At 63.1% G+C, this 24,563-nt stretch carries 26 protein-coding genes and 1 pseudogene; 13 read left to right on the top strand and 14 right to left on the bottom strand.

Features of this window, described 5'->3' with window-relative positions; genetic code table 11:
- Positions 1 to 926, bottom strand: a 926-nt coding sequence (gene xseA / locus CK486_RS07205) for an exodeoxyribonuclease VII large subunit (protein WP_095939599.1), incomplete at its 3' end; no start/stop codon positions are given.
- Positions 927 to 1,026: 100 nt separating this feature from the next.
- On the opposite strand from xseA, the gene CK486_RS07200 reads away from it, so the two are divergent.
- The 5 genes from CK486_RS07200 to tadA all read left to right on the top strand — a co-directional run bounded on the left by CK486_RS07200 (position 1,027) and on the right by tadA (position 6,793).
- Positions 1,027 to 1,575 carry a sugar ABC transporter ATPase gene (locus CK486_RS07200; RefSeq protein WP_095939598.1) on the top strand — a complete coding sequence of 183 codons (549 nt, stop codon included), beginning with the start codon at positions 1,027 to 1,029 and terminating at the stop codon, positions 1,573 to 1,575.
- A 103-nt stretch (positions 1,576 to 1,678) separates the two neighbouring features.
- Positions 1,679 to 3,148, top strand: coding sequence for an IMP dehydrogenase (gene guaB / locus CK486_RS07195; RefSeq protein ID WP_095939597.1), 1,470 nt, complete (start codon positions 1,679 to 1,681; stop codon positions 3,146 to 3,148).
- Between the two features lie 77 nt (positions 3,149 to 3,225).
- Complete coding sequence (gene guaA, locus CK486_RS07190) at positions 3,226 to 4,806, top strand: glutamine-hydrolyzing GMP synthase (RefSeq protein ID WP_095939596.1); 1,581 nt, start codon at positions 3,226 to 3,228, stop codon at positions 4,804 to 4,806.
- Between the two features lie 134 nt (positions 4,807 to 4,940).
- The gene (locus CK486_RS07185; protein WP_095939595.1) at positions 4,941 to 6,311 is read left to right on the top strand and encodes a multicopper oxidase family protein; all 1,371 of its coding nucleotides are present in this window, start codon (positions 4,941 to 4,943) and stop codon (positions 6,309 to 6,311) included.
- Entirely contained in the window at positions 6,311 to 6,793 is a 483-nt protein-coding gene (gene tadA, locus CK486_RS07180) for a tRNA adenosine(34) deaminase TadA (RefSeq protein WP_095939594.1), read from the top strand. The genes CK486_RS07185 and tadA overlap by 1 nt, the downstream gene beginning before the upstream one ends.
- Positions 6,794 to 6,797: 4 nt before the next feature.
- On the opposite strand, the gene CK486_RS18055 is transcribed toward tadA, so the two are convergent.
- The 6 genes from CK486_RS18055 to CK486_RS07155 all read right to left on the bottom strand — a co-directional run bounded on the left by CK486_RS18055 (position 6,798) and on the right by CK486_RS07155 (position 12,287).
- Positions 6,798 to 6,974, bottom strand: coding sequence for a hypothetical protein (locus CK486_RS18055; protein WP_176481661.1), 177 nt, complete (start codon positions 6,972 to 6,974; stop codon positions 6,798 to 6,800).
- 191 nt (positions 6,975 to 7,165) lie between these two features.
- Positions 7,166 to 8,617 (bottom strand): pyruvate kinase, encoded by a 1,452-nt coding sequence (gene pyk, locus CK486_RS07175; RefSeq protein WP_095939593.1) that lies wholly within the window; start codon positions 8,615 to 8,617, stop codon positions 7,166 to 7,168.
- An 80-nt stretch (positions 8,618 to 8,697) separates the two neighbouring features.
- Positions 8,698 to 9,615 (bottom strand): universal stress protein, encoded by a 918-nt coding sequence (locus CK486_RS07170; protein WP_095939592.1) that lies wholly within the window; start codon positions 9,613 to 9,615, stop codon positions 8,698 to 8,700.
- Positions 9,616 to 9,730: 115 nt separating this feature from the next.
- Positions 9,731 to 10,525 (bottom strand): tetratricopeptide repeat protein, encoded by a 795-nt coding sequence (locus tag CK486_RS07165; protein WP_095939591.1) that lies wholly within the window; start codon positions 10,523 to 10,525, stop codon positions 9,731 to 9,733.
- 82 nt (positions 10,526 to 10,607) lie between these two features.
- The gene (locus CK486_RS07160) at positions 10,608 to 11,561 is read right to left on the bottom strand and encodes a hypothetical protein (RefSeq protein ID WP_095939590.1); all 954 of its coding nucleotides are present in this window, start codon (positions 11,559 to 11,561) and stop codon (positions 10,608 to 10,610) included.
- Between the two features lie 120 nt (positions 11,562 to 11,681).
- Positions 11,682 to 12,287, bottom strand: a complete 606-nt coding sequence (locus tag CK486_RS07155) for a TetR/AcrR family transcriptional regulator (protein WP_095939589.1) — start codon at positions 12,285 to 12,287, stop codon at positions 11,682 to 11,684.
- Positions 12,288 to 12,399: 112 nt separating this feature from the next.
- On the opposite strand from CK486_RS07155, the gene CK486_RS07150 reads away from it, so the two are divergent.
- From CK486_RS07150 to CK486_RS07140, 3 genes are all read left to right on the top strand, one after another.
- A complete protein-coding gene (locus tag CK486_RS07150) occupies positions 12,400 to 12,771 on the top strand; it encodes a tol-pal system YbgF family protein (RefSeq protein WP_095939588.1) in 372 nt (123 codons plus the stop codon).
- A 65-nt stretch (positions 12,772 to 12,836) separates the two neighbouring features.
- Positions 12,837 to 13,259: a DUF4124 domain-containing protein gene (locus CK486_RS07145; protein WP_095939587.1), complete on the top strand. Its 423-nt coding sequence runs from the start codon at positions 12,837 to 12,839 to the stop codon at positions 13,257 to 13,259.
- Between the two features lie 59 nt (positions 13,260 to 13,318).
- The gene (locus CK486_RS07140) at positions 13,319 to 13,675 is read left to right on the top strand and encodes a PilZ domain-containing protein (protein WP_095939586.1); all 357 of its coding nucleotides are present in this window, start codon (positions 13,319 to 13,321) and stop codon (positions 13,673 to 13,675) included.
- A gap of 60 nt (positions 13,676 to 13,735) precedes the next feature.
- Here the strand turns inward: CK486_RS07140 and CK486_RS07135 are convergent, their stop codons facing one another.
- The gene (locus CK486_RS07135) at positions 13,736 to 15,856 is read right to left on the bottom strand and encodes a methyl-accepting chemotaxis protein (protein WP_095939585.1); all 2,121 of its coding nucleotides are present in this window, start codon (positions 15,854 to 15,856) and stop codon (positions 13,736 to 13,738) included.
- Between the two features lie 171 nt (positions 15,857 to 16,027).
- On the opposite strand from CK486_RS07135, the gene CK486_RS07130 reads away from it, so the two are divergent.
- Entirely contained in the window at positions 16,028 to 16,837 is an 810-nt protein-coding gene (locus CK486_RS07130; RefSeq protein ID WP_095939584.1) for a M48 family metallopeptidase, read from the top strand.
- Positions 16,838 to 16,872: 35 nt separating this feature from the next.
- Here CK486_RS07130 and CK486_RS07125 read toward each other — a convergent pair whose 3' ends face one another.
- From CK486_RS07125 to CK486_RS07110, 4 genes are all read right to left on the bottom strand, one after another.
- On the bottom strand, positions 16,873 to 17,316 hold the full coding sequence (locus CK486_RS07125; protein ID WP_095939583.1) for a ketosteroid isomerase-related protein: 444 nt from the start codon (positions 17,314 to 17,316) through the stop codon (positions 16,873 to 16,875).
- A gap of 102 nt (positions 17,317 to 17,418) precedes the next feature.
- Positions 17,419 to 18,000 carry a TMEM165/GDT1 family protein gene (locus tag CK486_RS07120; protein ID WP_095939582.1) on the bottom strand — a complete coding sequence of 194 codons (582 nt, stop codon included), beginning with the start codon at positions 17,998 to 18,000 and terminating at the stop codon, positions 17,419 to 17,421.
- 241 nt (positions 18,001 to 18,241) lie between these two features.
- Complete coding sequence (locus CK486_RS07115; RefSeq protein WP_095939581.1) at positions 18,242 to 19,240, bottom strand: class I SAM-dependent methyltransferase; 999 nt, start codon at positions 19,238 to 19,240, stop codon at positions 18,242 to 18,244.
- Positions 19,241 to 19,275: 35 nt separating this feature from the next.
- Complete coding sequence (locus CK486_RS07110; protein WP_095939580.1) at positions 19,276 to 20,244, bottom strand: 2-hydroxyacid dehydrogenase; 969 nt, start codon at positions 20,242 to 20,244, stop codon at positions 19,276 to 19,278.
- A 95-nt stretch (positions 20,245 to 20,339) separates the two neighbouring features.
- Here CK486_RS07110 and CK486_RS07105 point away from each other — a divergent pair, with 95 nt between their 5' ends.
- Together CK486_RS07105 and CK486_RS07100 are read left to right on the top strand one after the other, a co-directional pair.
- Positions 20,340 to 20,966, top strand: coding sequence for a LysE family transporter (locus tag CK486_RS07105; RefSeq protein ID WP_095939579.1), 627 nt, complete (start codon positions 20,340 to 20,342; stop codon positions 20,964 to 20,966).
- A 135-nt stretch (positions 20,967 to 21,101) separates the two neighbouring features.
- Positions 21,102 to 21,386, top strand: coding sequence for a hypothetical protein (locus CK486_RS07100; RefSeq protein WP_095939578.1), 285 nt, complete (start codon positions 21,102 to 21,104; stop codon positions 21,384 to 21,386).
- Between the two features lie 85 nt (positions 21,387 to 21,471).
- Here CK486_RS07100 and CK486_RS07095 read toward each other — a convergent pair whose 3' ends face one another.
- Complete coding sequence (locus CK486_RS07095; RefSeq protein WP_095939577.1) at positions 21,472 to 22,626, bottom strand: 1-acyl-sn-glycerol-3-phosphate acyltransferase; 1,155 nt, start codon at positions 22,624 to 22,626, stop codon at positions 21,472 to 21,474.
- 138 nt (positions 22,627 to 22,764) lie between these two features.
- Between CK486_RS07095 and CK486_RS07090 the strand changes: the two genes are divergently transcribed.
- Together CK486_RS07090 and CK486_RS07085 are read left to right on the top strand one after the other, a co-directional pair.
- A complete protein-coding gene (locus CK486_RS07090; RefSeq protein ID WP_095939576.1) occupies positions 22,765 to 22,947 on the top strand; it encodes a CPXCG motif-containing cysteine-rich protein in 183 nt (60 codons plus the stop codon).
- Positions 22,947 to 23,207, top strand: a complete 261-nt coding sequence (locus CK486_RS07085; protein WP_095939626.1) for a putative signal transducing protein — start codon at positions 22,947 to 22,949, stop codon at positions 23,205 to 23,207. The genes CK486_RS07090 and CK486_RS07085 overlap by 1 nt, the downstream gene beginning before the upstream one ends.
- A 36-nt stretch (positions 23,208 to 23,243) precedes the next feature.
- Here CK486_RS07085 and CK486_RS07080 read toward each other — a convergent pair.
- Positions 23,244 to 24,560 (bottom strand): annotated as a pseudogene (locus CK486_RS07080) (DUF58 domain-containing protein); the annotation flags it as partial.
- Positions 24,561 to 24,563 lie beyond the last annotated feature (3 nt).

Here is a 24,563-nt window from a genome sequence, read left to right as displayed (position 1 = left end):
CGCAGGCGGCGGGTCAGACCGTCCAGGCGCAGGCGCTGGTGGGCGAGCGTGTTCTGGATGCGCAGGATCAGCCGGCGGCGCAGGCTGTCCAGGCGCCGCTGCAGGTCGGAGCTGTCCGGCGCCAGCAGCTCGGCGGCGGCCGAGGGCGTGGGCGCACGCACGTCGGCGACAAAGTCGCTGATCGACACGTCCGTCTCATGGCCCACGGCGCTGACGATGGGGGTGACGCAGGCCGCCACGGCGCGGGCCACGGATTCTTCGTTGAAGCACCAGAGGTCTTCCAGCGAGCCGCCACCGCGGGCCAGGATCAGGGCGTCTAAGCCCTGGCGGTCGGCCAGCTCAAGCGCGCGCACAATCTGCGCGGTGGCCTCGCGGCCCTGCACGGCGGTGGGGATCAGGGTCAGCGCCACCTGCGGCGCGCGGCGGCGGAACACGCTGATGATGTCGCGGATCACTGCGCCGGTCGGTGAGCTGATGATGCCGATGCGTTGCGGGTGGGCGGGCAGGGGAATCTTCTGCTCGGCGCTGAACAGCCCTTCGCCGGCCAGCTTTTCCTTCAGTGCCTCGAAGGCCAGGCGCAGGGCGCCATCGCCGGCCGGCTCCACCATGTCGAGAATCAGCTGGTAGTCGCCGCGCCCCTCGAACAGCGAGACCTTGCCACGCACCTTCACCGCCAGGCCGTCGCGCAGGGCCTGACGCACCCGCGTGGCGTTCTGCCGGAACAGCGCGCAGCGCACCTGCGCCTGGCTGTCCTTGAGGGTGAAGTACAGATGGCCGGAGGCGGGCTTGGCCAGATTGGAAATTTCGCCCTCGACCCAGACCTGGGCGAACACGTCTTCCAGCAGCAGGCGTGCGCGCCCGTTGAGCTGGCTGACGCTGAGCACGTCGCGGTCGAGGTTGAGGCGCTGGAAGGGGTCTTTGATCATGCCGGCATCATAGCGGTTTGCCCGGCGCGGCCAAAGCCGCGACTGACGCTGCGCTGCCGGGCGATTAAACTGACGTCATTCTTTTTGCAGCATGACGGCCATGAGCGAGCAGCAGAGCATCATCGTTCCGCAGATTTCCACCTTCCCGGATGCCGAAGGCAAGGCGCGCCAGGTGCTGCGCTGGTTGCACAAACGCCAGCTGGTGGCAGCGGAACTGACTACCTGCGGGCGTCTGGGTAACCGCATGGCCTATGCCATCGCAGAAGGTGCCCGGCAGCTGCCGCATGCAGAGCGCCTGCCGTACGGCCACCCGTGCAACGGTCTTGAGGTTGTTACCAAGCGCTGTATCTACACGCCCACGCGGGCGTTTCTCGAAGAGGCCGGGTGTCCGCAGTGCCGCCAGGAGATTGGTGAGGCCCTGTTCGACAGCCTGGAGGAGTGGATGCCGCAGCAGACCGATACCTTTGTCTGTCCGGAGTGCGGCTTCGAGGACGATATCAACGGCTTCCTCTTTCTCCAGCCCTGCGGCTTTTCCAATCTGGCCTTTATCTTCAACAACTGGCCGGCCAAATGTTTCAGCCCGGCCCTGCTGGCCGAGTTCGCCCGGCGCCTGGGCTATCCGGTGCGTCTGGTGACGGTGGATTGCTAGCAACGGATAAACATCGGCAACCGCTGGCGTGTTGCCATTGAGCGAAGGCGGGGCGCTGGGTATAATGCCGCGCTTCTTATTTTTCCCGCTTGGGAGCCCCGCCATGCTGCGTATCAGCCAAGAAGCACTGACCTTCGACGATGTTCTCCTGATCCCCGGTTATTCCGAGGTCCTGCCGAAAGACGTCAGCCTGAAAACCCGTCTGACCCGTGGCATCGAGCTCAACATTCCGCTGCTCTCTGCCGCCATGGATACCGTTACCGAAGCCCGTCTGGCCATTGCCATGGCCCAGGAAGGCGGCATCGGCATCATCCACAAGAACATGACCATCGAGCAGCAGGCTGCCGAGGTGCGCAAGGTCAAGAAGTTCGAGGCCGGTGTGGTCACCGACCCGATCACCATTGATGCCGACGCCACCGTGCGCGACCTGTTCGAGCTGACCCGCCAGAACAACATCTCCGGTGTACCGGTGCTGTCCGATGGCGACCTGGTCGGCATCGTCACCTCCCGTGACGTGCGTTTCGAGAGCCGGCTGGACGCCAAGGTGCGCGAAGTGATGACGCCCAAAGAGCGTCTGGTCACCGTCGCCGAAGGCGCCGACAAGGACACCGTGCGTGCCCTGCTGCACAAGCACCGTATCGAGCGCGTACTGATCGTCGACGACGCCTTCACCCTCAAGGGCATGATGACCGTCAACGACATCGAGAAGGCCAAGGCCTACCCGCTGGCCAGCAAGGACGAGCAGGGCCGCCTGCGCGTCGGCGCCGCCGTCGGTACCGGTGCCGATACCGGTGACCGCGTTGCCGCACTGGTAGCGGCCGGCGTTGACGTGATCATCGTTGACACCGCTCACGGCCACTCCAAGGGCGTGATCGACCGCGTGCGCTGGGTCAAGCAGAACTTCCCGCAGGTGCAGGTCATCGGCGGCAACATCGCCACTGGCGACGCGGCCCGTGCTCTGGCTGAGGCCGGCGCAGACGGCGTGAAGGTCGGTATCGGCCCGGGCTCCATCTGCACCACCCGTATCGTTGCCGGCGTCGGCGTGCCGCAGATCAGTGCCGTGGCCAATGTGGCTGCCGCGCTGGAAGGGACCGGCGTACCGCTGATTGCCGACGGTGGCATCCGTTTCTCCGGCGACCTGTCCAAGGCCATCGCTGCCGGCGCTTCCGCGGTGATGATCGGCTCCATGCTGGCCGGTACCGAAGAAGCACCGGGTGAGGTCGAGCTGTTCCAGGGCCGTTCCTACAAGGCCTACCGCGGCATGGGCTCGCTGGGCGCCATGGCTCAGGCTCAGGGTTCTTCCGACCGTTACTTCCAGGACTCCTCGGCCGGTGCCGAGAAGCTGGTGCCGGAAGGCATCGAAGGCCGCGTGCCGTACAAGGGCGCGATGAGCGCCATCGTGCACCAGCTGATGGGTGGCCTGCGTGCTTCCATGGGCTACACCGGTTGCGCCACCGTTGACGAGATGCGCAGCAAGCCGCAGTTCGTGCGCATCACCGGCGCCGGTATGGCCGAGTCGCACGTGCACGATGTGCAGATCACCAAGGAAGCCCCGAACTACCGCGTGGGCTAAGGTCCATTGCATTGACTCGACACGGGGCTGACTGATCAGCCCCGTGTCATTTGTGAATTCCGCTACGAGAGACGGCCATGGCCCATCATGACATTCACGCCCACCGCATCCTGATTCTGGATTTCGGTTCCCAGTACACCCAGCTGATCGCCCGCCGCGTGCGCGAGATCGGTGTGTATTGCGAGATCCACCCGTTCGACATGGACGATGCGGCCATTCGCGCCTTCGCCCCGCGCGGCATCATCCTCGCCGGTGGCCCTGAGTCGGTGCATGAGGCCGGCAGCCCGCGCGCGCCGCAGGCGGTGTTCGATCTGGGCATCCCGCTGTTCGGTATCTGCTATGGCATGCAGACCATGGCCGAGCAACTGGGCGGCAAGGTGGAAGGTTCCAACCTGCGTGAGTTCGGTTATGCCCGCGTCGATGTGGTCGGCAAGGCCCGCCTGCTCGACGGCATCGAAGACCATGTGGACGCCGACGGCGTGCTGGGTCTGGACGTGTGGATGAGCCACGGCGACAAGGTCACTGCCATGCCCGCCGGCTTCCACATCCTTGCCAGCACCCCGAGCTGCCCGATCGCCGCCATGGCTGATGACAGCCGCGCCTACTACGGCGTGCAGTTCCACCCTGAGGTGACCCACACCAAGCAGGGCGGTCGCATCCTCTCCCGTTTCATTCTGGATATTTGCGGCTGCGAAGCGCTGTGGACTCCGGCCAACATCGTCGAAGACGCCATCGCCACCGTGCGTGCCCAGGTGGGCAACTCCAAGGTGCTGCTGGGCCTGTCCGGCGGCGTGGATTCCTCGGTGGTTGCGGCGCTGCTGCACCGCGCCATTGGCGACCAGCTGACCTGCGTGTTCGTCGACAACGGCCTGCTGCGCCATCAGGAAGGCGATCAGGTGATGGCCATGTTCGCCGAGAACATGGGCGTCAAGGTGATCCGCGCCAACGCCGAGGAGCTGTTCCTCGGTCGTCTGGCCGGCGTTGCCGATCCGGAAGAGAAGCGCAAGATCATTGGTCGCACCTTCATCGAGGTGTTCGATGACGAGGCCACCAAACTCAAGGACGTGAAGTTCCTCGCCCAGGGCACCATCTACCCGGATGTGATCGAGTCGGCCGGCGCCAAGACCGGCAAGGCCCACGTGATCAAGTCCCACCACAACGTCGGTGGTCTGCCGGAGGACATGCAGTTCTCCCTGGTCGAGCCGCTGCGCGAGCTGTTCAAGGACGAGGTGCGCAAGATCGGTCTGGAGCTGGGTCTGCCCTACGACATGGTCTACCGCCACCCGTTCCCGGGCCCTGGCCTGGGCGTGCGCATCCTCGGCGAAGTGAAGAAGGAATACGCCGACCTGCTGCGTCTGGCCGACCACATCTTCATCGAAGAGCTGCGCAACTTCGACTGGTACCACAAGACCAGCCAGGCTTTCGTGGTGTTCCAGCCGGTGAAATCGGTTGGCGTGGTCGGCGACGGCCGTCGCTACGCCTGGGTCGTCGCCCTGCGCGCCGTGGAAACCATCGACTTCATGACCGCACGCTGGGCGCACCTGCCCTACGAGCTGCTGGAGAAGGTGTCCAACCGCATCATCAACGAGATCGAAGGCATCTCCCGCGTCACCTACGACGTGTCGAGCAAGCCGCCGGCGACCATCGAGTGGGAGTAATCCCGCTTAACGGTTGAACCGCCACAAGGGCAGCGCAAGCTGCCCTTGTCGTATGCGCCTGCGGCAATCTGCGACTCGTCGCCTTGCCTTGATAATGAGAAGATGTCGCAAATACTGTGTCGTTGGGGATGAGGATGGCATTTACCCGCAGGCAGATACTGGCCGGTCTGGCCGGGCTCGGTGTGGTTGGCCTCGGCGCCGGTGGCGTGCGCTACTGGCTGGGCCGCCCGGAGAATGTGGCCAGCCATGACTATGAGCTGATCGCGGCGCCGCTGGATGTCGAGCTGGTGCCGGGGCACAGGACTACGGCCTGGGCCTATGGCGGTCAGGTGCCGGGCCTTGAATTGCGCTGTCGCCAGGGCGAGCGCCTGCGCGTGCGCTTCATCAACAGGCTGGACGTGCCCACCACCATTCACTGGCATGGTATCCGCCTGCCCATCGAGATGGATGGCGTGCCCTATGTATCGCAGGCGCCGGTATTGCCGGGCGAGTTCTTCGATTACAACTTCATCTGCCCGGACGCCGGCAGCTACTGGTATCACCCGCATACCGCCAGCGCAGAACAGCTCGGTCGCGGGCTGGTTGGCCCGCTGATCGTCGAGGAGGCTGAGGCCAGTGGCTTTTCCCACGAGCGTACGCTGTGCCTGAAAACCTGGGCGGTGGACGGGGAGGGGGCCTTTACCCCGTTCAGCGTGCCGCGCGAAGCGGCCCGTGGCGGCACGCCGGGGCGCCTGTCGAGCATCAATGGCCAGCACAATCCGCGAATCGCCCTGCCGGCCGGTCAGATTGTGCGTCTGCGTCTGCTCAATCTGGACAGCACCATCACCTACCGTCTGAACCTGCCGGGTGCCGAAGTGCGCATCTATGCGCTGGACGGCAACCCCATCCCGCCGCGCCCGCTGGGCAAGGAGTACTGGCTGGGGCCAGGCATGCGTATTGATCTGGCGCTTCGCGTGCCGGCCGCAGGCCATGAGCTGTCCCTGCGCAATGGGCCGCTGCGTCTGGCGACCCTGGTTGGCGATGCCTCGTCGTCTGCTGGCGCTGACTGGCCCGCCGCGCTGCCGGCCAACCCAGTTGCCGAGCCGGACCTCGAAAGTGCGCAGACGCTGAAGTTCAATTTCGAGTGGGCGGCGATGCTCTCGGAGAACATCGAGCAGGGCGCCGCTTACAAACTCTGGCAGATCAATGGCCAGGCCTGGGACATTCAGGACAAGGGCTGTGCCGACAGGCCCATTGCCACGCTGAAGCTCGGTGGGCACTACATCTTCGAGCTGCGCAACCTGACCCAGTACCAGCATCCGATCCACCTGCACGGCATGACCTTCAAGGTGCTGGATTCCGACCGACGCTCGATCGAGCCGTACTTCACCGACACCTACCTGCTGGGCAAGAACGAGACGGCGCGCATCGCTTTTGTCGCCGATAATCCGGGGGTGTGGATGTTCCACTGCCATGTGATCGATCACATGGAAACCGGCCTCATGGCCGCCATTGCGGTGGTGTAATGCGTAAACCCATGATCATCGACCGCTCGCGCGACGAGCACTTCATGCAGCTGGCGCTGGAGCAGGCCAAGCTGGGCGCGCTGCGTGGCGAGGTGCCGGTGGGTGCGGTGGTGGTTCATGAGGGGGAGGTGGTTGGCAGCGGCTTCAACTGCCCTATCTCGACCAGCGACCCCAGCGCCCACGCCGAGATGGTCGCCATCCGCGCGGCCGCAGCCAAACTCGACAATTACCGCCTGCCAGGCAGCACCCTGTACGTGACCCTGGAGCCCTGCAGCATGTGCGCCGGGCTGATCGTGCATTCGCGCATCGCCCGGGTTGTCTTTGGAACGACTGAGCCCAAGGCCGGGGTCGCGGTCAGCCGTGGGCAGTTTTTCCAGCAGGACTTCCTCAATCATCGTGTGCTGATTGAGGGGGGCGTACTGGCAGAGGTCTGTAGCAGTCTGCTCAGCGACTTCTTCAGGGCGCGCCGTCAGAAGGCATGAGAGTTCAGGCCAGTTCAACAACCTCAACCTCATCGTCACACAGCAGCATGCCACAAGAGTAACGCAGGGTGCGCTCGCCATAGCGGATCAGCAGCGGGTCCCGAGTCATGATGTAAGCGCCGTTCTGCAGGAGCAGATCCACATATGCGCGCAGGGCGAGAAATTGTCGATGTTCGCTCATGGGCTGTGCGCTCACATGCGTCAATAGGCCATGTGCTTCCGGGCGGGTTCGTCTCCGCGATGTCCTGATCTCTCCTGCGGTAACCATAGCGCGACTGGATCTGCCAGTGCATTTCACCGACTGGCGGTCGCTTCATGTATTCCAATCGCATAAAAAACCCGCCAGTTGGCGGGTTTTAGAGGCAGTTTTACTTAGACCATTGGATCGCCGACGTGCAGGATCTTCATGGTGTTGGTGCCACCGGTGCCGTGGTAGCTGTCTCCCTTGGTCAGGATCACCCAGTCACCCGGCTCGACCACGCCACGCTTTAGCAGCTCGTCCACCGCCGCTTGGCTGACCTTATCTGCCGGAAGGGTGGCAGGGTCGAATGGCACGGTGTAGACGCCGCGGAACAGCGCCACGCGGGCTTGTGCCTCGCGGTGCGGGGTGAAGGCGTAGATCGGAATCGACGAACGGATGCGCGACATGATCAGCGGGCTGTAGCCGCTTTCGGTCAGGCTGATGATCGCTTTCACGCCCGGGAAATGGTTGGCGGTGTACATGGTGGCCAGGGCCACGCTCTCGTCACAGCGCTCGAAGGTCCGGCCAATGCGGTGGCTGGATTTCTGGCTGATCGGGTGCTTTTCAGCGCCCAGGCAGACACGGGCCATGGCCTGTACGGCTTCCACCGGGTACTCGCCGGCGGCACTTTCGGCCGAGAGCATCACCGCGTCGGTGTAGTCCAGCGCGGCGTTGGCCACGTCGGAGACTTCGGCGCGGGTCGGCATCGGGCTGTGGATCATCGATTCCATCATCTGCGTGGCGGTAATCACCGCTTTGTTCAGACGGCGGGCGTGAGCGATGATTTTTTTCTGGATGCCGACCAGCTCGGCATCGCCGACCTCCACGCCTAGATCGCCACGGGCCACCATGACGGCATCGCTGGCGCGGATCAGGCCGTCCAAGGTGGCGTCGTCGGCCACCGCTTCGGCGCGCTCGATCTTCGCCACCAGCCAGGCGCTGCTGCCGGCTTCATCGCGCAGGCGGCGGGCCAGCTGCATGTCGGCGGCATCGCGCGGGAAGGACACGGCCAGGTAGTCCAGCTCCATCTCGGCGGCCAGCTTGATGTCAGCCATGTCTTTTTCGGTCAGGGCCGGTGCGGTCAGGCCTCCACCACGACGGTTGATGCCCTTGTTGTCGGACAGCGGGCCGCCGATGGTCACGCGGCAGTGCAGTTCATCGGCACCCTTGAGCTCAACCTGCATGACCACGCGGCCGTCGTCCAGCAGTAGCTCGTCGCCGACATTGCAGTCCTGGATCAGTGCCGGGTAGTCGATGCCGACCACCTGCTGATTGCCGGCGGTGCGCGAGTGGCTGGAGGACAGGCGGAACAGGTCGCCTTCCTTCAGCTCGATGCGCTTGCCTTCGAACTTGGCGATGCGGATCTTCGGCCCCTGCAGGTCGCCGAGCAGGGCCACATGACGACCGTGCTTGGCGGCCAGATCGCGCACCAGTTGGGCGCGGGCCTTGTGGTCTTCCGCTGAGCCGTGGGAGAAGTTAAGACGGGCCACGTCGATGCCGGCGAGAATCAGCTGCTCGAGGACCTCCGGTGAACTGCTGGCTGGGCCGAGGGTGGCGACGATCTTGGTACGGCGGAACGACATGCTTGGGCTTCCCGATCTTGAAGGATGCGAGAGGCTACTACGGGCTTTGGCTGTAGTCATGCACGGCCTTCACTACCTGCTCAAACCTCGGCAAAGGCCGGTGGTTTCATCACCAGCAGATCGCAATCCACGGCTTCCAGCACGCGTTCGGCGGTGTGGCCGATTAGGGCGCTGTCGAGCTGGCTGCGCGAGACTGCACCCATCACCAGCAGATCGATGTGCTGGGTGCTGACGAATTCGGGAATCACCTGCTCGGCAAAGCCGCTGAGCAGGTGGGTGCTGGCCGGTGCCAGGTTGTAGTGGCTGCACAGGTTGATGAGTGCTTCGCGGTGGGCCTTTTCGGTCTGCGCGACATAGCCGGGGTAGTCGATCACCAGCTCGGCGTCGAACATTAGGCTGTGCGGCAGCGGGGCGAAACAATGCACGTAGCTGGCTTCGAGGCCGAGTTTTTCGCTCAGCTCGCGACTGGCCAGGATCAGTTCATGCTCCAGCGCGGCGGGCTTGTCGGCGCTGTGGGTGGGGTCGAGGGCGGCACACAGGCGTTTGGGCTGCTGGCCTTCGCGCTGAACCAGCCAAACCGGTACCGGGCAGTGGCGCAGCAACTGCCAGCTGGAGTTGCCCAGCAGGAGACGGCTGAGCAGGCCATGATGGCGTGCCGATTTGAGTACCAGATCGGGCTGCAGCTGCTCGACCCGCTCCAGCACATGGCTGACCAGGGTTTGCCCCCAGCGCAGGCAGCAACTGACGTTCAGGCCTTCATCGCGCAGTGGCGCGGCCAACTGCTCCAGGCGTTCCTGCAACTGCTTGAGATACGTGTCGCGTGCCTGCAGGGCTATTTCCGGCGCCAGCAGCAGTGTCTGCTCGAACCCCGGGTGATGCTCGGCCAGCAGTAGCTCGATGGCTGCGCCGGTTTGCTGGGCCAGCCAGCGGGCGCGCAGCAAGGCAGGTTGTTCTTCGCGGTGCGGGGTGATGACGACCAGTAGCTGGCGCAGTTGCATGGGGGCGTTCTCCTTGATCCTTTGCCAAGAGTGCAGCCCGCAGGCACACCGGCGTGTTGATCCGGGTCAGGAGAAGGCTGCGCCGCTCAGCATAGCGCGGCGCAGCGGGCTGCGGTTACTGGCTGTTGAGCCCGGCATTGAGGTGGCGTGAGGCCTTGCCGGCCAGATCGCTGTCGGGGAACTGCACCAGCAGGCGCCGCAGGTAGCCGATGCCCTTGTCGCGGTTGCGTTGCGGATTGTCCGGTGCCAGGTACATCAGACCGAGCTGGTACAGCGCTTTTTCCTTGATGTCCTTCGGTACGCCCGGATCGGCCACGGCCAGCATGTACAGCTGCTCGGCTTCACCGACTCGGTCCTTGAGTACGGCACGGCGCGACAGCAGGGTCATGTCCGGATCAAGGCTGGGCTTGTACAGGTCGAGAGTCTGTTGTGGCTTCCAGTTCGCCAGCAGTTCGCGGGAGTTCTTCTGCACCGGTTCTTCTGCTCGCTTGCGCAGCATGATGATGCGCGCTTCGGCGCGTGTGGCGGCCTGGGTCTGGGGGAATTCGTTGAGCACCTGATAGAGGTAGTTCAGCGCCTTGGTGTCGTTGCGCTGATCGTTGTAGCGGCTCATATAAATCAGGCCAATCTGGTACAGGGCAATTGCCCGCACTTCGTTGCTCAGCTTGCTGTCGTGATAGCCGGCCAGGTAGGTCTCTTCTGCCTGTTCGCTGTGGGCATCGCGGATGGCCATGGCGCTGAAGGTCAGCAGATCGCCTTCGTCCTCGATGGCGGCGACCATGCGGTTGTTCTTCATGGTCTTGTAGTCCACCACTTCGTGCGTGGCGACCTGAGCAATGAACAGCGGGGTGGTTGGCGAGCAGCCGGCGAGCAGGGTCAGGGCCAGCAGACAGAGGCAGGCGTTGCGCATGGAAGCTCCGGGGCAGGTAATCGGCCGCCCGAGTCTAGCAGTCGGGCGAACCTTGCGGTCCGCCCGGTGAATCGATCCCAACCTAGGTTGGCTGGGCCCCCTGCAGGTATGTGGCCGAGGTCGACTGGGAAAGCATTAGCGGTCGCAGGATGGCGTGCAGCGGCTTGCCGGGACGCAGAAGCCAGGCACAGACAGTCAGACCGCAGGCCAGCCCCAGTGGGTAGGCAAGTAGATGCAGGCCCAGGTTTTGCGGCGCGTAGAAACCTTCATGCCAGATCACCGCACCGGCGCCGAGTAGTTCGGCCCAGGTAGCTACGGCGATGGCGCAGAGCGCGGCGCCGCCTAGGCCGATGACGAAGACACCAGCCAGATAACTGCTGATGATCTTGCCCAGGCCGGGTGCTGTGAGACCTTGTGCACGGGCATCGCCCTGCAGCCAGCGGACGAACAGCCAGATGAAGGGAGGGATAAGCCAGAGGCCATCCGTCAGCAGGGTGGTGATCACACTGGCGCTGTTCTCGGTCGTGCTGAAGTTCAGGGCGAAATGCGTGATGGCGGCCAGTGTGCCGTTGTCCGTCGCCGCACCGGGCGTCCAGGCTGGACTGCCAGCGAGTAGGTCGCGATCGTAGAGGAATCGGTCGTAACCCAGGCCGTCCCAGCCATAGAGCAGAATAAAGAACATGCCGAAATAGCCTGCGATCCAGTTCAGCTGGGCGGCCAGTTCGCCGCCTTGCTTGATCAGTTTCAGACCGACCCAGAAACCCAGCATGCCCTGCGTAATGTTAGTGATGCCGAAGGCCAGGATCAGCCAGATAGGGATGTCTGAAAGGTCTTGAGCAGCTTGCATTGTCTCCCAGCTGGGATGTCGCAATAGCAGCAGTAGCCCTGTGGGTGCCCAAAACAGGCTGAGGAAAATCAGGGTTGAGGCCCAGAACTGGCTGTCCAGGGGATTTTCACGGCGGGCCAGTTGGCGCCCGCAGGCCACGGCCAGGCTGGCTCCCCAGGCGTAACCCCAGAACACATCGACTTGCACCATTATTGTTGTTCTCCGCAGTAAGTAATGGGTGCCACCTGACGTGGCATTAAAAGAATGACATGTCATTCCGTTTTTGCTTGCAGAGCCAAAGTTGGGCAGTTGCTGGTGAGTAGGAATTGATTAGCGGGCTAGGCCCAGTAGCATCAGTGGTACGCCCTGCTCGATCCAGCGTCGGGCCATGGCGTTTGGATCTTCACTGAAACAGATCTCTCGGATGCCTTCGAGTATCACTGCATTGATGGCGCGGGCGGCAATCTCGCTGTCGTTTTCCCGCAGGAAACCCTTGGCTTGTCCATTGTCCAGGTAGGCGCGTGTCAGACGTGCGAGGCTGCCCATGGCTACATGAAAGCGCTGCTGCAGCTCGGGGTCTACTGCAGGCGTTTCGAACAGAAGTATGCGTCCACGCCTGGGGTCAGCGGCGAACAGGCTGAACATGCCGCCAGCAATACGGAAAAGTTGCTCTCGGTAGGCAGCCAGGCTGTCTGTGGTTGGTGGCTCACCACGCATTACATCAGCCAGTTGAGCCGTGGTTTCGGCAATCAGTGCATCGAAGATTGCCCGCTTGCTGGCAAAGTAGCGGTAGCAGGTGCCATGACCAATGCCCAAAAGCTGGGCGATGTCAGCGATACCGGCGGCGTGATAGCCCTTCGTGGCAAACACCTCCAGAGCGGCGGCGAGGATATCCTGGCGGCGCTGGTCGGCACGCTGTTGGCGGGCGCTGGTCATGGCGATGCTCGTTGGGGCGGGGAGTCGATTGTGCCCGGCTTTTAAGGTGAGTGCAGCCCTACTTCAGCTTTGTGCACTGGAGTCGATACAGGATTATTCGGAGGATTTTCCCATGCGCATGATTTCACTGATTCTTAGCCTGACGCTGCTGGCAGGATGCAGCCGCATTACCGCCGATTACCACCTTGATAGTGCTTACAAGGCTTATGAGAAGGGTGAGTGTGGCCGGGCGCTGCTTGAGTTATCGCAGGCGGAGCGCAACATCCGTTCCAGACCATACTTGCAGCCGGAGATTTCCCTGTTGCGTGGCCAGTGTCTGGAGCGTGACAAGCTTTATGTCGATGCCGCGCAGACCTACCGCTTCGTGCTGCAGAACTATCCGCGCAGCGAGTATGCCTTCCGTGCGCAGGCCCGTCTGGATACGTTGGAGCAACTGGGTCATCTGCGCGAACCTGCGGCTAAGCCTGTAGCGATCGGTCTCTAGTGGTTTGATTCGCGATGACCATGCGAGTCGTGGCGGGTTAGGCTGAAGACCTGACAGGAGGTCTTATGCGCACTCTATTGTTTCTTCTCATGCTGCCGGCGCTGGCGTCCGCGCAGATCTACCGCTGGACCGACGAGCACGGTCAGGTGCATTTCTCGGAAAAACCTCAGGCGCCAAGTGCTGAGCAGGTCGAGGTTCGTCCTCAAGTAGTGGAGCGCGATGCGGCTACCCGGGCCCGCGAAGAACGCTTGGAAAAATTGCACTCTGCGCGCCGTGCCGAACAGCAGCAGGCTGCTGAAAAAAGCGCGAAGTTGCGTGCTGAGCAGGAACAGCAATGCTCGCACCTGCGCAAGCGTCTTGCGCAATTGGAGGAGGGCGGGCGCTTCTATCGCCGTGGCGTGGATGGCAGCACGGAGTACGTTAGCGATGCTGAGGTTGTAGCCACGCGCGACCAGCTACGCGGCCAAGTGGCTGCCGCTTGTCCATAAGTTTGGCTGCTGGCTAATTGCCAGCCATACTGAGAGTTCACACTTCTTGTCAGGTTGCTATGAAAAGCCAGCGTCGCATTGAGCGCCATCAGCTGCCGTATTACCTGAAGGTCTTCAACCGTATTACCGATAAGCCAATGGGCTATATCGGTAATATCTCATTGGATGGCCTCATGTTGATTAGCCAGTTGCCGATGTTGGTTGGCGCACGTTTTGAAATGCGTCTGAAGATTCCGGGTACGGATGGTGTGCATGTCATCGACTTTGCTGCCACCTGCCAATGGTCCCGTGAGGATGTCACTCCCGGCAGTTATGACTCGGGCTTTGCCCTGGTCGCGCCGCCAGTGGAGTTCGTAGAATTGGTCGATGCGTTGCGCTTCTATTTCAGCTTCCACCATCTTGCAGCATCAGCCTGATTTATAGTTTTTCAGCGCAACAAAAAGGCCCCTTGCGGGGCCTTTTTGCATTTGCGTGTTTCAGACCTTGAACTGATTGATCAGTCGGCGCTGCTGTTCGGCCAGCTTGGTCAGTTCCGAGCTGGCGGCGCTGGCCTCGTCGGCGCCGCCGGCCACTTCCTGAGCCACCATGCCGATATTGGTGACGTTGCGGTTGATGTCCTCGGCTACCGCACTTTGCTCTTCGGCGGCGGTGGCGATATGGGTGTTCATCTCGCTGATTACCGATACGGCTTGCGTGATGGTCTCCAGAGCCTCGGCCGCCTGACGCGCATGCTGCACGCTGTCGTCGGTCTTCTCCTGGCTTTCCTGCATCACCTTCACCACTTCGCGGGTGCCGTGTTGCAGTTGCTGGATCATGGTCTGGATTTCTTCGGTGGCCTGCTGGGTCTTTTGCGCCAGGTTGCGCACCTCGTCGGCCACCACGGCAAAGCCGCGGCCCTGTTCGCCTGCGCGGGCCGCCTCGATGGCGGCGTTTAGCGCCAGCAGGTTGGTTTGCTCGGCAATACCGCGAATGGCGACAAGAATGGCGTTGATGTTTTCACTGTCCTTGGCCAGGTTCTGCACCACACCCACCGCACGGCCAATTTCGCTGGCCAGGCCGGCAATGGAGGCTGCCGTGCTGTGCACCACCTGCTTACCATGGTTGGCGGCGGCATCGGCGTTGTTGGCGGCATCGGCTGCATGGGTGGCGCTGCGCGATACTTCCTGGGCTGTGGCCGACATTTCCTGCACGGCCGTGGCCACTTGTTCGATTTCCGAGAGCTGGCGCTGAACACCCTGATTGGTGCGAATGGCGATATCGGCAGTATTTTCCGAAGAGTCACTGACCTTCTGTACGGAGGCCACTACCTGGCTGATCATGGTCTGTAGCTTGCCGAGGAAGGTGTTGAAGCCGCTGGCAATTGAGCCCAGCTCGTCGGCGCGGGACACCTCCAGCCTATGCGTGAGGTCACCCTCGCCCTTGGCAATGTCATCCAGCATATGGACCATTTCCTTGAGCGGCTTGGCGATGCCATAACCCACGAGCCAGATAATCAGCAGACCGATGGCTGCAATGGTGAGCCCGACCAGCATCATGCCTAGAGTACTGTCACGGCTTTGGCTGGCCAGTTCACTCTGCAGTTGTTGGAGATCTGCCATCACGGCGGCAACCGGCAGGCGCAACAGCAATACCCAGCGAGTACTACTACCGGCGACGTCAAAAGGCAGGTAAAGCTCTATGTGGCCAGCCTGCTCGTCTGTATCAATCAATGGCTCTGTGCCGTTGAGCTTTCCAAGGTTGGCCTTTTCGTTGGTGTCCAGTACCCGGTCTGCGGGTTCGCCGAGCATCTTGCTGTCTTTTGTGTAGGCGACCAGTCGCTGCTTGGCGGAGATCAGCATCATGTCGCCGGCCCCATCATAGAGGCTCTTGTTGGCGTTGATGAGAAACTCCTGAATGAAACCCAGGGCCAGGCTATTGCCTACGCTGCCTTTGAACTCGCCATTCACCAGAACAGGGGCGTTGAAGGAGGCTACCAGTACTTTCTTGCCACCGTAGTCATAAGAGCCAGGATCGGTCATGCAGGGCTGCTTGGTTTCTCGAGGGCAGAGGTAATACTCGCCTTCACGAATGCCAGTAGGCAGCAACTTCTGGCTTTCAAGCTGAGAGGCCTGCAAGGGTTCAAGCTTTATGGCATTACCATCGCGATACCACCAAGGCATAAACCGGCCAGTCTCGTCATAGCCGTTTTCTTTCTGGTTTTTGTAGAGGTCATCATCCTGATCGAAGGCATTAGGTTCCCAGCCAATATAGAAGTCGATGAGCTTCGGGTTCTGGCGCAGGTAATCACCTGTGAGGGCTGAGAGCTCTTCGCGACTCATGCTAAGTCCCTGACCGAGCATTGCGTTGGTATTGGCGAGAGCTTTGGACATGGCCATGGGGTACTCGAACTCACGCTGCAAGCGCCCTACCTGCCCTTCAGCGAGAGTTATCAGACGTTCCTTGATCAGGTGGTCAAGCAGTGTGCCAGTACGCTCCTGCACCAATGCCTGGGTACGGCTAGTGGACATCAGCGAGTACAGCACCAGGGCGATGACCACCGCTAGGATGCTGGCGCCAGCAAGAACGGCTACGGAAAACTGAATCGATCGGAACTTCATGGTGACTCCGCAAGTCGCAGGTAGGCCTGTTTCCGTGATGTCGGCCAGGATGGCAATTTCCTTAATCTCTTACTTAGCAAAGATGCAGATCGTGCGACACGCAAGCTCAGCTTGATGGGGTTTGCGCGCTTGCCTAGGATTGCTGGCCTCATGTGGCCAAGGAGTGATGCAATGAGTGGTGTGTGGCGTATGGCTCTGGTGGCGTCTCTGGTCACCCTTAGCGCCTGTCAGGCGGTGAATACCACCCAGGGTGGCGCGGTGGGTGTCGACCGCAAGCAGTACATGTTCAGCATGGTGTCGACCGAGCAGGTCAACCAGCAGTATGCCCAGGCGTACCGGCAGACGGTGCAGAAGGCCGCCAGCGAGGGCGTGCTGGAACGTGGCACGGCCGACAGCCGGCGCCTGAATGCGATTGCCCAGCGCCTGATTGCTCAGGCACCGGTGTTTCGGGCCGATGCCGCGCAGTGGCAGTGGGAAGTCAATCTGGTCGACAGCCCGGAGTTGAACGCCAACTGTGGCCCAGGCGGCAAGATCATTTTCTACAGCGGCCTGATCGACAAACTGAGGCTGAGTGACGATGAAATCGCTGCCGTGATGGGGCACGAGATTGCCCACGCCTTGCGTGAGCACGGCCGCGAAGCGATGTCCAAGGCTTATGGTGTGCAGATGGCCACCCAACTGGGCGGCGCTCTCGGTTTTGGCGATGCCATGCAGGTGGCCAACGTCGGGGTCGAGTACCTGATGACCCTGCCCAACAGTCGCGGCAATGAGAACGAGGCCGACCTGATCGGCCTCGAACTGGCAGCACGCGCCGGCTACGACCCGAACGCGGCGATCAGTCTGTGGCAGAAGATGGCGCAAGCCAACGCGGGGGCGCCGCCCGAGTTCATGAGCACGCACCCGTCATCCAGCTCGCGTATCAGTGCCCTGCAGGCGGCTATTCCAAAGGTGATGCCGCTGTATCAGCAGGCGCGTCGCTGAGAGTGGCCCGGCAGCTCAGGCTGCCGGGCGCTTCCTCAAGGCAGGGCTTTCTCGGCGAAGGGGCGGGTTTCCAGTCCCAGCTGGCTGCGGAAGCTTTCCATATCAAACATGGTGCAGATTTCCTGTATTTCGCCCACCGAATTGAGCGTCCAGAAGGCCATGGCCGAGATGCTCAGCACCCGGTCACTGGCCGGGTAGCCCAGCGCCGGTTTTTCCAGGGTGCCGATCAGGGTGCTCCAGGTGACCACCTTGTTGCCTTCGGCCAGACACTCCTCAACCACAACTTCCAGGTCGGGCATGGCGCTGCGGATTTCCTCGACCATGGCGCAGTAGTCGCTGCCGTTCAGCGGACGGCCCATGAACGAGCTTTTGTAGAGGAAATCCTTGCTGTGCAGGCGTTCGGCCAGGGCTAGGCGGCCCTTGTTCCATGACAGGTCGATATGCTGGCGTACGGTGCGTTTCATGTCATCCAGTGACATTTGCAGCTCCTTGCTGAGGCGAATTAATACTGAACCTCAGATCTTAGCAGTCCTTGTGGGGAGCAGTGCACCCGGGCAAAGGTTTTGCCCGGGTGCTTCACATCACAGCGCGACAATGCCCATCGCCTGGCAGGCGGCATAGACCGCCAGACCGGCAAAGCACAGGGCGGCCAGGCGGTGGATCAGGGTCATGGGCAGACGATCAGCGGCGAAGTGTCCGGCCAGTACCACCGGCACGTTGGCGATCAGCATGCCCAGCGTGGTGCCTGCGACTACCATCGCCAGTTGCTGGTATTGCGCGGCCAGCATGACCGTGGCGATTTGCGTCTTGTCGCCCATCTCGGCAAGGAAGAAGGCAATCAGGGTGGTGACGAACGGGCCGTAGCGCTTGAGCTTGGACTCCTCATCATCGTCGAGCTTGTCCGGGATAAGGGTCCAGACCGCTACGGCGGCAAAGCTGGCGGCGAGAATCCAGCTGAGGGTGGTCTGGCTGAACAGACCGGCGACCCAGTGGCCGACGGCGCCGGCAGCGAAGTGGTTGGCCAGGGTGGCGATGACGATGCCCCAGATGATCGGCCAGGGGCGGCGGAAGCGGGCAGCCAGGACCAGTGCGAGCAATTGCGTCTTGTCGCCGATTTCGGCGAGCGCAACGATACCGGTGGAAACGGCGAAGGATTCGAGCATCGGGGATTCCTCAGGGGCGGGTTCGACGACTGGCTATGACACGTACTACCTTCCCGCCCCGGGTGAGGTGTGCGTGTCATAGGTCTTGTCAAACCACAGGCCTGGATCAGGCCGGAGGTCGCAGGCGCCATGCTCTGTGGAGCAAGTGTGTTGACGCGTGCCGGGTGAGCGGGCGCTCACGGGAGACTACTCCCCTAGGACGCGCGCATTGTGCCTTTGCCTGTTCTTTATGGCAAGCCACTCAGCCTTTGCGGGCACGGTAGATGCGAAAACCCTCGGCTTCGGCCAGAGTCTGGCAGGTGCCCAGGTGTTCTTCGATCAGCGGCGGGTAGCGCAGGAAACTGTTGGCTACGATACGCAGTTCACCGCCCGGCAGCAGGTGGCGGGCGGCCTCGCGCAGCAGGGTTTCACTGGCGGCATAGCTGGTGTGCACGCCGCTGTGGAACGGCGGGTTGGTGATGATGGCGCTGAGCCCGCCGGGCGCGCCGTGAATACCATCGCTGGCCAGTACTTCCGCCTCCAGACCGTTGGCAGCCAGGGTCAGGCGGCTGGCTGCCAGAGCGAAGGCGTCGACATCCAGCAGGGTCAGCTGGCTCTGCGGGTAGCGCCGCTTGAGCACGCTGCCGAGGATGCCGGCACCGCTGCCGAAATCCAGCAGATGGCCTGTTGGCAGGTTGTTCAGATGCTCCAGCAGCAGAGCGGTGCCGCGATCCAGGCGACCATGGCTGAACACGCCGGGCAGGGTGATCACTTCCAGTGGGCCGTCACTCAGCGGCAGGCTGATGCGCTCGGCCAGTTGTTCCAGTTGTGGTACGGCGGGCGCGTTGTCGACCTGTACCTGCCAGAGCTGGCAGTGGCGGGCACTGTCGAGCTTGCGTGGCTTACCGAAACGCTGCAGCTGCTTGGCGGCCCGCTCGATGCCGGCACGTTTTTCACCGACCAGATAAAGCAGGGCGCCGGGCAGGCGCGCGGCTAGGCTGTCGAGCAGGTAGTCGGTCAGCTCGCGGGATTTCGGCAGGAACAGCACGGCGCTGGCAAAGGAACTGGCCGGCGCTGTGGTGCCAAACTCGCTGCGCCCGGCAAAGCGCTGTTCAAGCCCGGCCTGCTCGCCGGCATGCCAGCTCCAGCCATGGGCGGCGGGCAACTTGCCGAGCAGATCATCGGCCGGCAAACCAGCGAGCAGAACCGGGCCCTGAAACAGTTCGGCCTGACGCAGCAACACTTCGCTTCGCGGATCCATGGGCGCTCCTGAAAAAGGCGACAAGGCTAACCGGATCAGCCCGGCGTGACCACCCGCCGGGGCTGCCCGGCGAAGAAAGCGGTGGCGTTTTCGGCCAGTTGCCCGACGATGCGCTGCCGGGCTTCGCGGCTGCCCCAGGCCGAGTGCGGGGTAATCAGCAGATTCGGAATGTCTCCGGCCAGCAGTGGGTTGTCGGTCGTGGGCGGCTCGACGCTCAGCACATCCAGCGCGGCCGCGCCCAGTCGTCCTTCGCGCAGGGCATCGGCCACGGCCTGTTCGTCGAGCAGGGCGCCTCGGGCAGTGTTGATCAGCCATGCATGCGGCGGCAGCAGGTCGAGGTGCTGACGGTTGATCAGTTGCGCGGTGGCCGGTGTCAGCGGGCAATGCAGGGACAGCACGTCCAGCTGCGGCAGTAGCTCGCTCAGCGGCAATCGATCGGACCGCGGCGGCCGCCCGGGTAGCTGGCCCAGCAGCACGCGCATGCCGAAGGCTTCGGCCAGCCGCGCCACGGCGCTGCCCAGCTCGCCGGCGCCGAGAATGCCGAGAGTCTTGCCGCTGAGTTCGCTGATGGGGAAGTCCAGCAGGCAGAACTGGCTGGCCTGCTGCCAGCGCCCGGCCTGCACCGCGTGGTGATAATCGGGCAGCCGGGTGGCCAGAGCCAGCATGAGCATCAGCGTGTGCTGGGCGACCGAGGGCGTGCCGTAGCCCTGGCTGTTGCACACGGTAATGCCGAGGCGCTGTGCGGCGTGCAGGTCGACATTGTTGGTGCCGGTGGCGGCCACCAGAATTAGTTTGAGGTCCGGCAGAGCCGCCAGGGTTTCGGCAGTCAGCGGCACTTTGTTGCTGATGGCCACCTGTGCGCCCTGCAGGCGTTCGACTACCTGTCCGGCATGGCTGGCGTCGTGCGGGGTCAGGCCGGTGAAGGCCTGCTGCAGTGGGGTCAGATCGAGATCCCCCAGATCGAGAGAAGCGCAGTCGAGAAAGACGGCATGACGACTGTTCATGGGTAGCTGTACCTGTTGTGGGACGCCCGCAGAGGGTAAGGTGGCGAGCCTAACAAAGTCCTGTGTAGTGAGTCCCGAAGTCTGGCGGAGGTGGTATGTACTGGACGGAATTTCTGACGGTGGCCCTGATTCACCTGCTGGCGGTGGCCAGTCCGGGGCCGGATTTTGCCGTGGTGCTCAAGGAAAGTGTCGCCCATGGCCGGCGCGCCGGGTTGTTCACGGCCTGGGGCGTGGGCACGGGGATTCTCCTGCACGTGGCCTACTCGCTGCTGGGCATAGGTCTGCTGGTATCGCAGTCGGTGCTGCTGTTCAACCTGCTCAAGTACCTGGCGGCGGCGTATCTGGTGTACATCGGCATCCGCGCCTTGCGCGCGAGGCCAGCGCCCGAATTGGCGCTGCCTGAGGCCGATGGCGTGCTGCGTACGGCGCGGGCGGCCTTCGTCTCCGGTTTTGTTACCAATGGCCTGAATCCCAAGGCCACGCTGTTCTTCCTCTCGCTGTTTACCGTGGTGATCAATCCGCACACGCCGCTGACGGTACAGGCAGGATATGGACTGTATCTGGCCGTGGCCACGGCGCTGTGGTTCACCCTGGTGGCCCTGCTGTTCAGTCATGACCGCGTGCGCCGTGGTTTTGCAAGGCTGGGGCACTGGTTCGACCGGTTGATGGGCGGTGTGCTGTTGCTGCTCGGGGTCAAGATCGCCTTCAGCGAGCTGCGCTGAAGGCCGTGCGTTCGTCGGAATGGCCATACAACCTGTACGCGAATCGGTAGACTGCGCCGCCATTGAGAGGTCGCCGGGTGATGCCGGTGATGCAGTCGTGACGGTTGGGTGCGTAACGCCCCGGTGGAGGTTGTGATGTCGCTGCAGGCGTTGTATCTGAGCTGTCTGGCCCATCCGGCGCAGGCACTCAACAGTCTGGCCCTGTTCTTTGCCATTGCCGGCAGCTGGTTGCTACTGGCTACCCGGATGCGCGAGCAGCGCGCGCAGGCCCGCCTGAGTGCCGCCGGTGCCCTCGAAGACATTGAGGACGATGGCGAACTGGACGACGCGACGCTGCGGCTCAACCGTTTCTTCAACCGGTTCGGCCTGGTGGCGCTGAGCGGCGCGCTGTGCCTGTCCTGGTACAGCACTCTTCTCTGAGCTAAAGCTCGGTAAGCAAAAACGGCGAACCCAGGTTCGCCGTTTTGCATTTCAGGCCGGCCTGTTTCAGGCGGCCGGTTGGCCATCAGGCCTGAAGCAGCCGGTAGTGATTGGCTACCGGTCTGGCGTACTGGCCGATCAGATAGGGCTGATCTTCCGGCGGGCAGGCCTGCAGGCGTTGCTGCCACTGCTGCTGCGCTGTGGTCAGCTCCGCAGCGTTGAACAAATCCTCGGCACGGGGCACCGCCAGTGAGCTGTCGCGTTCCGCCCACTGGGCATAGGCCAGGTAGTGCACCGGGAACAGCCGGTAGCTGGCGAGAATCTGTGCATCCACCGCGAGTGCCAGTTGCTTGGCATCGGCGCTGGGCTGGCGGATTTCACTGCCGAAGCTCACGTGCACGCGGCCTTTGTGACCGGTGATGCCCAGGGCGATGCTGAGGTCGTCCTCGCCTTCGGCCTTCTGGTAGTCACCCGTCTCGGCGCGAATGCGCAGCTCGCGGGCCTTGGCCAGATCGCAGGGGTCGTATTCGTAGCTGATCGATACCGGAATCAGGTGCAGCTCGGCCAGAGCCTGCTCGAATGGCTGCTCCTTGTTGGCCATGTGGAACATCTTGAGGATGGCCGAGTCGGTGCGGTCGTCGCCGTCCTTGGCCCGGCCTTCGGCCTGGGCAATCCACACGGACTGCTGCTCGTTGCGGATCGAGTGGTTGATGTAGGCCGATAGCAGTTGATAAGCGGCCAGTTTCTCGCGCCTTCCGCTGACCGAACGCTGCACGATGAAGCTCTTGTTGAGGCGCATCAGGTCGCCGACGAAGGGCTTCTGCAGCAGGTTGTCACCGATGGCGATGCGCGGCGTCGGCTGGCCGGCATGGTACAGCGCATAGTTGACGAAGGCCGGGTCCATCACGATGTCGCGGTGATTGGCGATGTACAGGTAGGGGCGGCCACTCTGCAGCTGTTCCAGACCGGAGTAGCTGATGCCGTCGCTGGCGCGCTCGATCACGCGGTCGACATAGGGCTCCAGTTTGCTCTGCAGGTCATCGACACTGTTGATGCCGGCGACTTCTCGGCGCAGCCGATGGGCTATAACAGGTTTCAGCAGCCAGCCCAGCGGGCCGGCCAGGCGCGGGAAGCGAAAGCGCAGCAAGGTCTGCAGAAAGGCTGGGTCAGCCAGCAGGCGGGCCAGTACGGCGGCTACTTCGTCATCGCGGTAAGGACGGATGGATTCGAAATCGACCATCGGGATCTCATGTTATGCCGGAAGAAGGGCGCCCCTTGGGGCTGCCGGGTACATCAGTTGACCGCCGATTATAGGCGCAAGTCACACCTGAATCGGTTGGCGTTTTGTCGCGGTGGCGGGGGATTCTCGGAGGCTATGATGCTGGAAACTGAGTGCTATCAGTGTCCCTATTGCGGTGAGCAGGTCGAGGCGCTGCTGGATCTGTCCGCCGGTGAACAGTGCTACTACGAGGACTGTCCGGTGTGCTGCCGGCCGATTCTGTTCCAGCTGTGGACTGACGGCCAGAGCTGGCAGCTGCAGGTACGCCGGGAGGATGACTGATGCAGCGCATTTACGAGCCGCAGGATCTGCTGGAGGCCGAGCTGCTGTGCGCCATGCTGGGCAGTGAGGGCGTCGAGGTGCATCTGGTCGGGCGTGATCTGCTCGGTGCGGTCGGCGAACTGCCGGTGGGCGGTCTGCTCGGGCTGCTGGTGGACGATGCCGAGGCCGATCGGGCCCGGCAACTGATCGTCAGCTACAACAGCGCCTCGCCGCTGCCCGGCGAGGTACCGCTGCAGGGGCCGGATGTGCTGATCTGCTGAGGCTGCTATCCCTGCTAGAGCGTCAAAGGACGCCGGCTTTTTCCACGCCAGATACTGGCTCACCAGCTGCGGCCCCAGCTCGCCGGGGCGGGCGTCGAGCACCGGCAGATTGTGCGCCTGCAGGCGTTCGTGCAGGGCGTCGCGGGCCTGCAGGTAGTCGAGGGTGCCGCAGTAGCCGATGGCATCCTGATAATTCTGTACCGGTTGCTGGCGCAGCCGGTCGAGGACCTCTTCACGCAGGCTGGTGATCAGCAGGCGGTGCTGTCGGGCGATGCGCTTGCAGGCACCGAGCAGCTCGCTGTCATCCTCGTCGCGCAGGTTGGTCACCAGCACCACCAGGGCGCGGCGGCGCTGCCGGGCCAGCAACTGGTCGACGGCGGCGGCATAGTCGGCCGGGCGTTGGGTGCTCTGCAGGTCGTACACGCCGTTGAGCAGATGGCCGATCTGGGCCTGGCCCTTGGCCGGGGCAATGAAACGCGGCTGGTCGCTGGCGAAGGTTGCCAGCCCCACCGCATCGCCCTGGCGCAGCGCGACATAGGCCAGCAGCAGGCAGGCGTTGAGGGCGTGGTCGAAATGAGCCAGATCACCATCCTGGCTGCGCATGCGCCGGCCGCAGTCGAGCAGGAAGATGATCTGCTGGTCCCGCTCGTCCTGATACTCGCGGGCGATTGGCGTACGTTTGCGGGCAGTGGCCTTCCAATCGATCTGGCGCAGGGTGTCGCCATCGCGGAACTCGCGCAGCTGGTGAAACTCCAGACCCAGGCCGCGGCGTGGCCGCTGGCGCACACCGAGCTGGCTGAGCCAGTCGTCCACTGCCATCAGCTGACCGCCGTAGACGCGGGCAAAGTCCGGGTAAACGCGGGTTTCACCGCTTATCGGCAGGTAACGCCGGGCCTGCCACAGGCCGAGCGGGCTGGGCAGCAGCAATTCGCAGCGCTGGAACAGGAAATGACCGCGGCGGGTCGGGCGCAGGCGGTAACCGCACTCGGTGTGTTCGCCCGGGTGCAGGGCAATGCGCTGCGGCAGGGCGTCGAACTGCATGCCGGCCGGCACATGATCGAACAGCTCGATGGCCAGCGGCCGCTCGAAGCGGTGATGCAGGGTCAGACGCACTTCGCTCCAGCGGCCCAGCGGCAGGTTACCCGGCAGCTGACGCCGCACCTCGGGAGTCGGCAGGCGCCGTAGCCACAGGGCGTCCACGCCGGCAATCGCCAGCAGGCACAGCAGCAGGCCCCAGCTCAGGGCGTGCAGTTGGCGCGGGTAGCCAATAGCCAGCGCCTCCAGGGTGCCAAGACCGATGGCCAGGGCGAACTGGATGGCGAGCAGAGCGAGCAGCAGACGCGAGGGTTTCATCCG

The sequence above is a fragment of the Pseudomonas sp. HAR-UPW-AIA-41 genome (assembly GCF_002304225.1).
Lineage (GTDB): Bacteria > Pseudomonadota > Gammaproteobacteria > Pseudomonadales > Pseudomonadaceae > Aquipseudomonas.
The sequence above is the reverse complement of the archived record's forward strand: the minus strand, read 5'-3'. Positions and strand labels throughout refer to the sequence as shown.

What these genes read in the sequence shown, in the direction of transcription:
- CK486_RS07200 (WP_095939598.1), top strand. Translation starts at nt 1,027, where the DNA reads ATGAGCGAGCAGCAGAGCATCATCGTTCCGCAGATTTCCACCTTCCCG.
- guaB (WP_095939597.1), top strand. Translation starts at nt 1,679, where the DNA reads ATGCTGCGTATCAGCCAAGAAGCACTGACCTTCGACGATGTTCTCCTG.
- guaA (WP_095939596.1), top strand. Translation starts at nt 3,226, where the DNA reads ATGGCCCATCATGACATTCACGCCCACCGCATCCTGATTCTGGATTTC.
- CK486_RS07185 (WP_095939595.1), top strand. Translation starts at nt 4,941, where the DNA reads ATGGCATTTACCCGCAGGCAGATACTGGCCGGTCTGGCCGGGCTCGGT.
- tadA (WP_095939594.1), top strand. Translation starts at nt 6,311, where the DNA reads ATGCGTAAACCCATGATCATCGACCGCTCGCGCGACGAGCACTTCATG.
- CK486_RS18055 (WP_176481661.1), bottom strand. Translation starts at nt 6,974, where the DNA reads ATGAGCGAACATCGACAATTTCTCGCCCTGCGCGCATATGTGGATCTG.
- pyk (WP_095939593.1), bottom strand. Translation starts at nt 8,617, where the DNA reads ATGTCGTTCCGCCGTACCAAGATCGTCGCCACCCTCGGCCCAGCCAGC.
- CK486_RS07170 (WP_095939592.1), bottom strand. Translation starts at nt 9,615, where the DNA reads ATGCAACTGCGCCAGCTACTGGTCGTCATCACCCCGCACCGCGAAGAA.
- CK486_RS07165 (WP_095939591.1), bottom strand. Translation starts at nt 10,525, where the DNA reads ATGCGCAACGCCTGCCTCTGTCTGCTGGCCCTGACCCTGCTCGCCGGC.
- CK486_RS07160 (WP_095939590.1), bottom strand. Translation starts at nt 11,561, where the DNA reads ATGGTGCAAGTCGATGTGTTCTGGGGTTACGCCTGGGGAGCCAGCCTG.
- CK486_RS07155 (WP_095939589.1), bottom strand. Translation starts at nt 12,287, where the DNA reads ATGACCAGCGCCCGCCAACAGCGTGCCGACCAGCGCCGCCAGGATATC.
- CK486_RS07150 (WP_095939588.1), top strand. Translation starts at nt 12,400, where the DNA reads ATGCGCATGATTTCACTGATTCTTAGCCTGACGCTGCTGGCAGGATGC.
- CK486_RS07145 (WP_095939587.1), top strand. Translation starts at nt 12,837, where the DNA reads ATGCGCACTCTATTGTTTCTTCTCATGCTGCCGGCGCTGGCGTCCGCG.
- CK486_RS07140 (WP_095939586.1), top strand. Translation starts at nt 13,319, where the DNA reads ATGAAAAGCCAGCGTCGCATTGAGCGCCATCAGCTGCCGTATTACCTG.
- CK486_RS07135 (WP_095939585.1), bottom strand. Translation starts at nt 15,856, where the DNA reads ATGAAGTTCCGATCGATTCAGTTTTCCGTAGCCGTTCTTGCTGGCGCC.
- CK486_RS07130 (WP_095939584.1), top strand. Translation starts at nt 16,028, where the DNA reads ATGAGTGGTGTGTGGCGTATGGCTCTGGTGGCGTCTCTGGTCACCCTT.
- CK486_RS07125 (WP_095939583.1), bottom strand. Translation starts at nt 17,316, where the DNA reads ATGTCACTGGATGACATGAAACGCACCGTACGCCAGCATATCGACCTG.
- CK486_RS07120 (WP_095939582.1), bottom strand. Translation starts at nt 18,000, where the DNA reads ATGCTCGAATCCTTCGCCGTTTCCACCGGTATCGTTGCGCTCGCCGAA.
- CK486_RS07115 (WP_095939581.1), bottom strand. Translation starts at nt 19,240, where the DNA reads ATGGATCCGCGAAGCGAAGTGTTGCTGCGTCAGGCCGAACTGTTTCAG.
- CK486_RS07110 (WP_095939580.1), bottom strand. Translation starts at nt 20,244, where the DNA reads ATGAACAGTCGTCATGCCGTCTTTCTCGACTGCGCTTCTCTCGATCTG.
- CK486_RS07105 (WP_095939579.1), top strand. Translation starts at nt 20,340, where the DNA reads ATGTACTGGACGGAATTTCTGACGGTGGCCCTGATTCACCTGCTGGCG.
- CK486_RS07100 (WP_095939578.1), top strand. Translation starts at nt 21,102, where the DNA reads ATGTCGCTGCAGGCGTTGTATCTGAGCTGTCTGGCCCATCCGGCGCAG.
- CK486_RS07095 (WP_095939577.1), bottom strand. Translation starts at nt 22,626, where the DNA reads ATGGTCGATTTCGAATCCATCCGTCCTTACCGCGATGACGAAGTAGCC.
- CK486_RS07090 (WP_095939576.1), top strand. Translation starts at nt 22,765, where the DNA reads ATGCTGGAAACTGAGTGCTATCAGTGTCCCTATTGCGGTGAGCAGGTC.
- CK486_RS07085 (WP_095939626.1), top strand. Translation starts at nt 22,947, where the DNA reads ATGCAGCGCATTTACGAGCCGCAGGATCTGCTGGAGGCCGAGCTGCTG.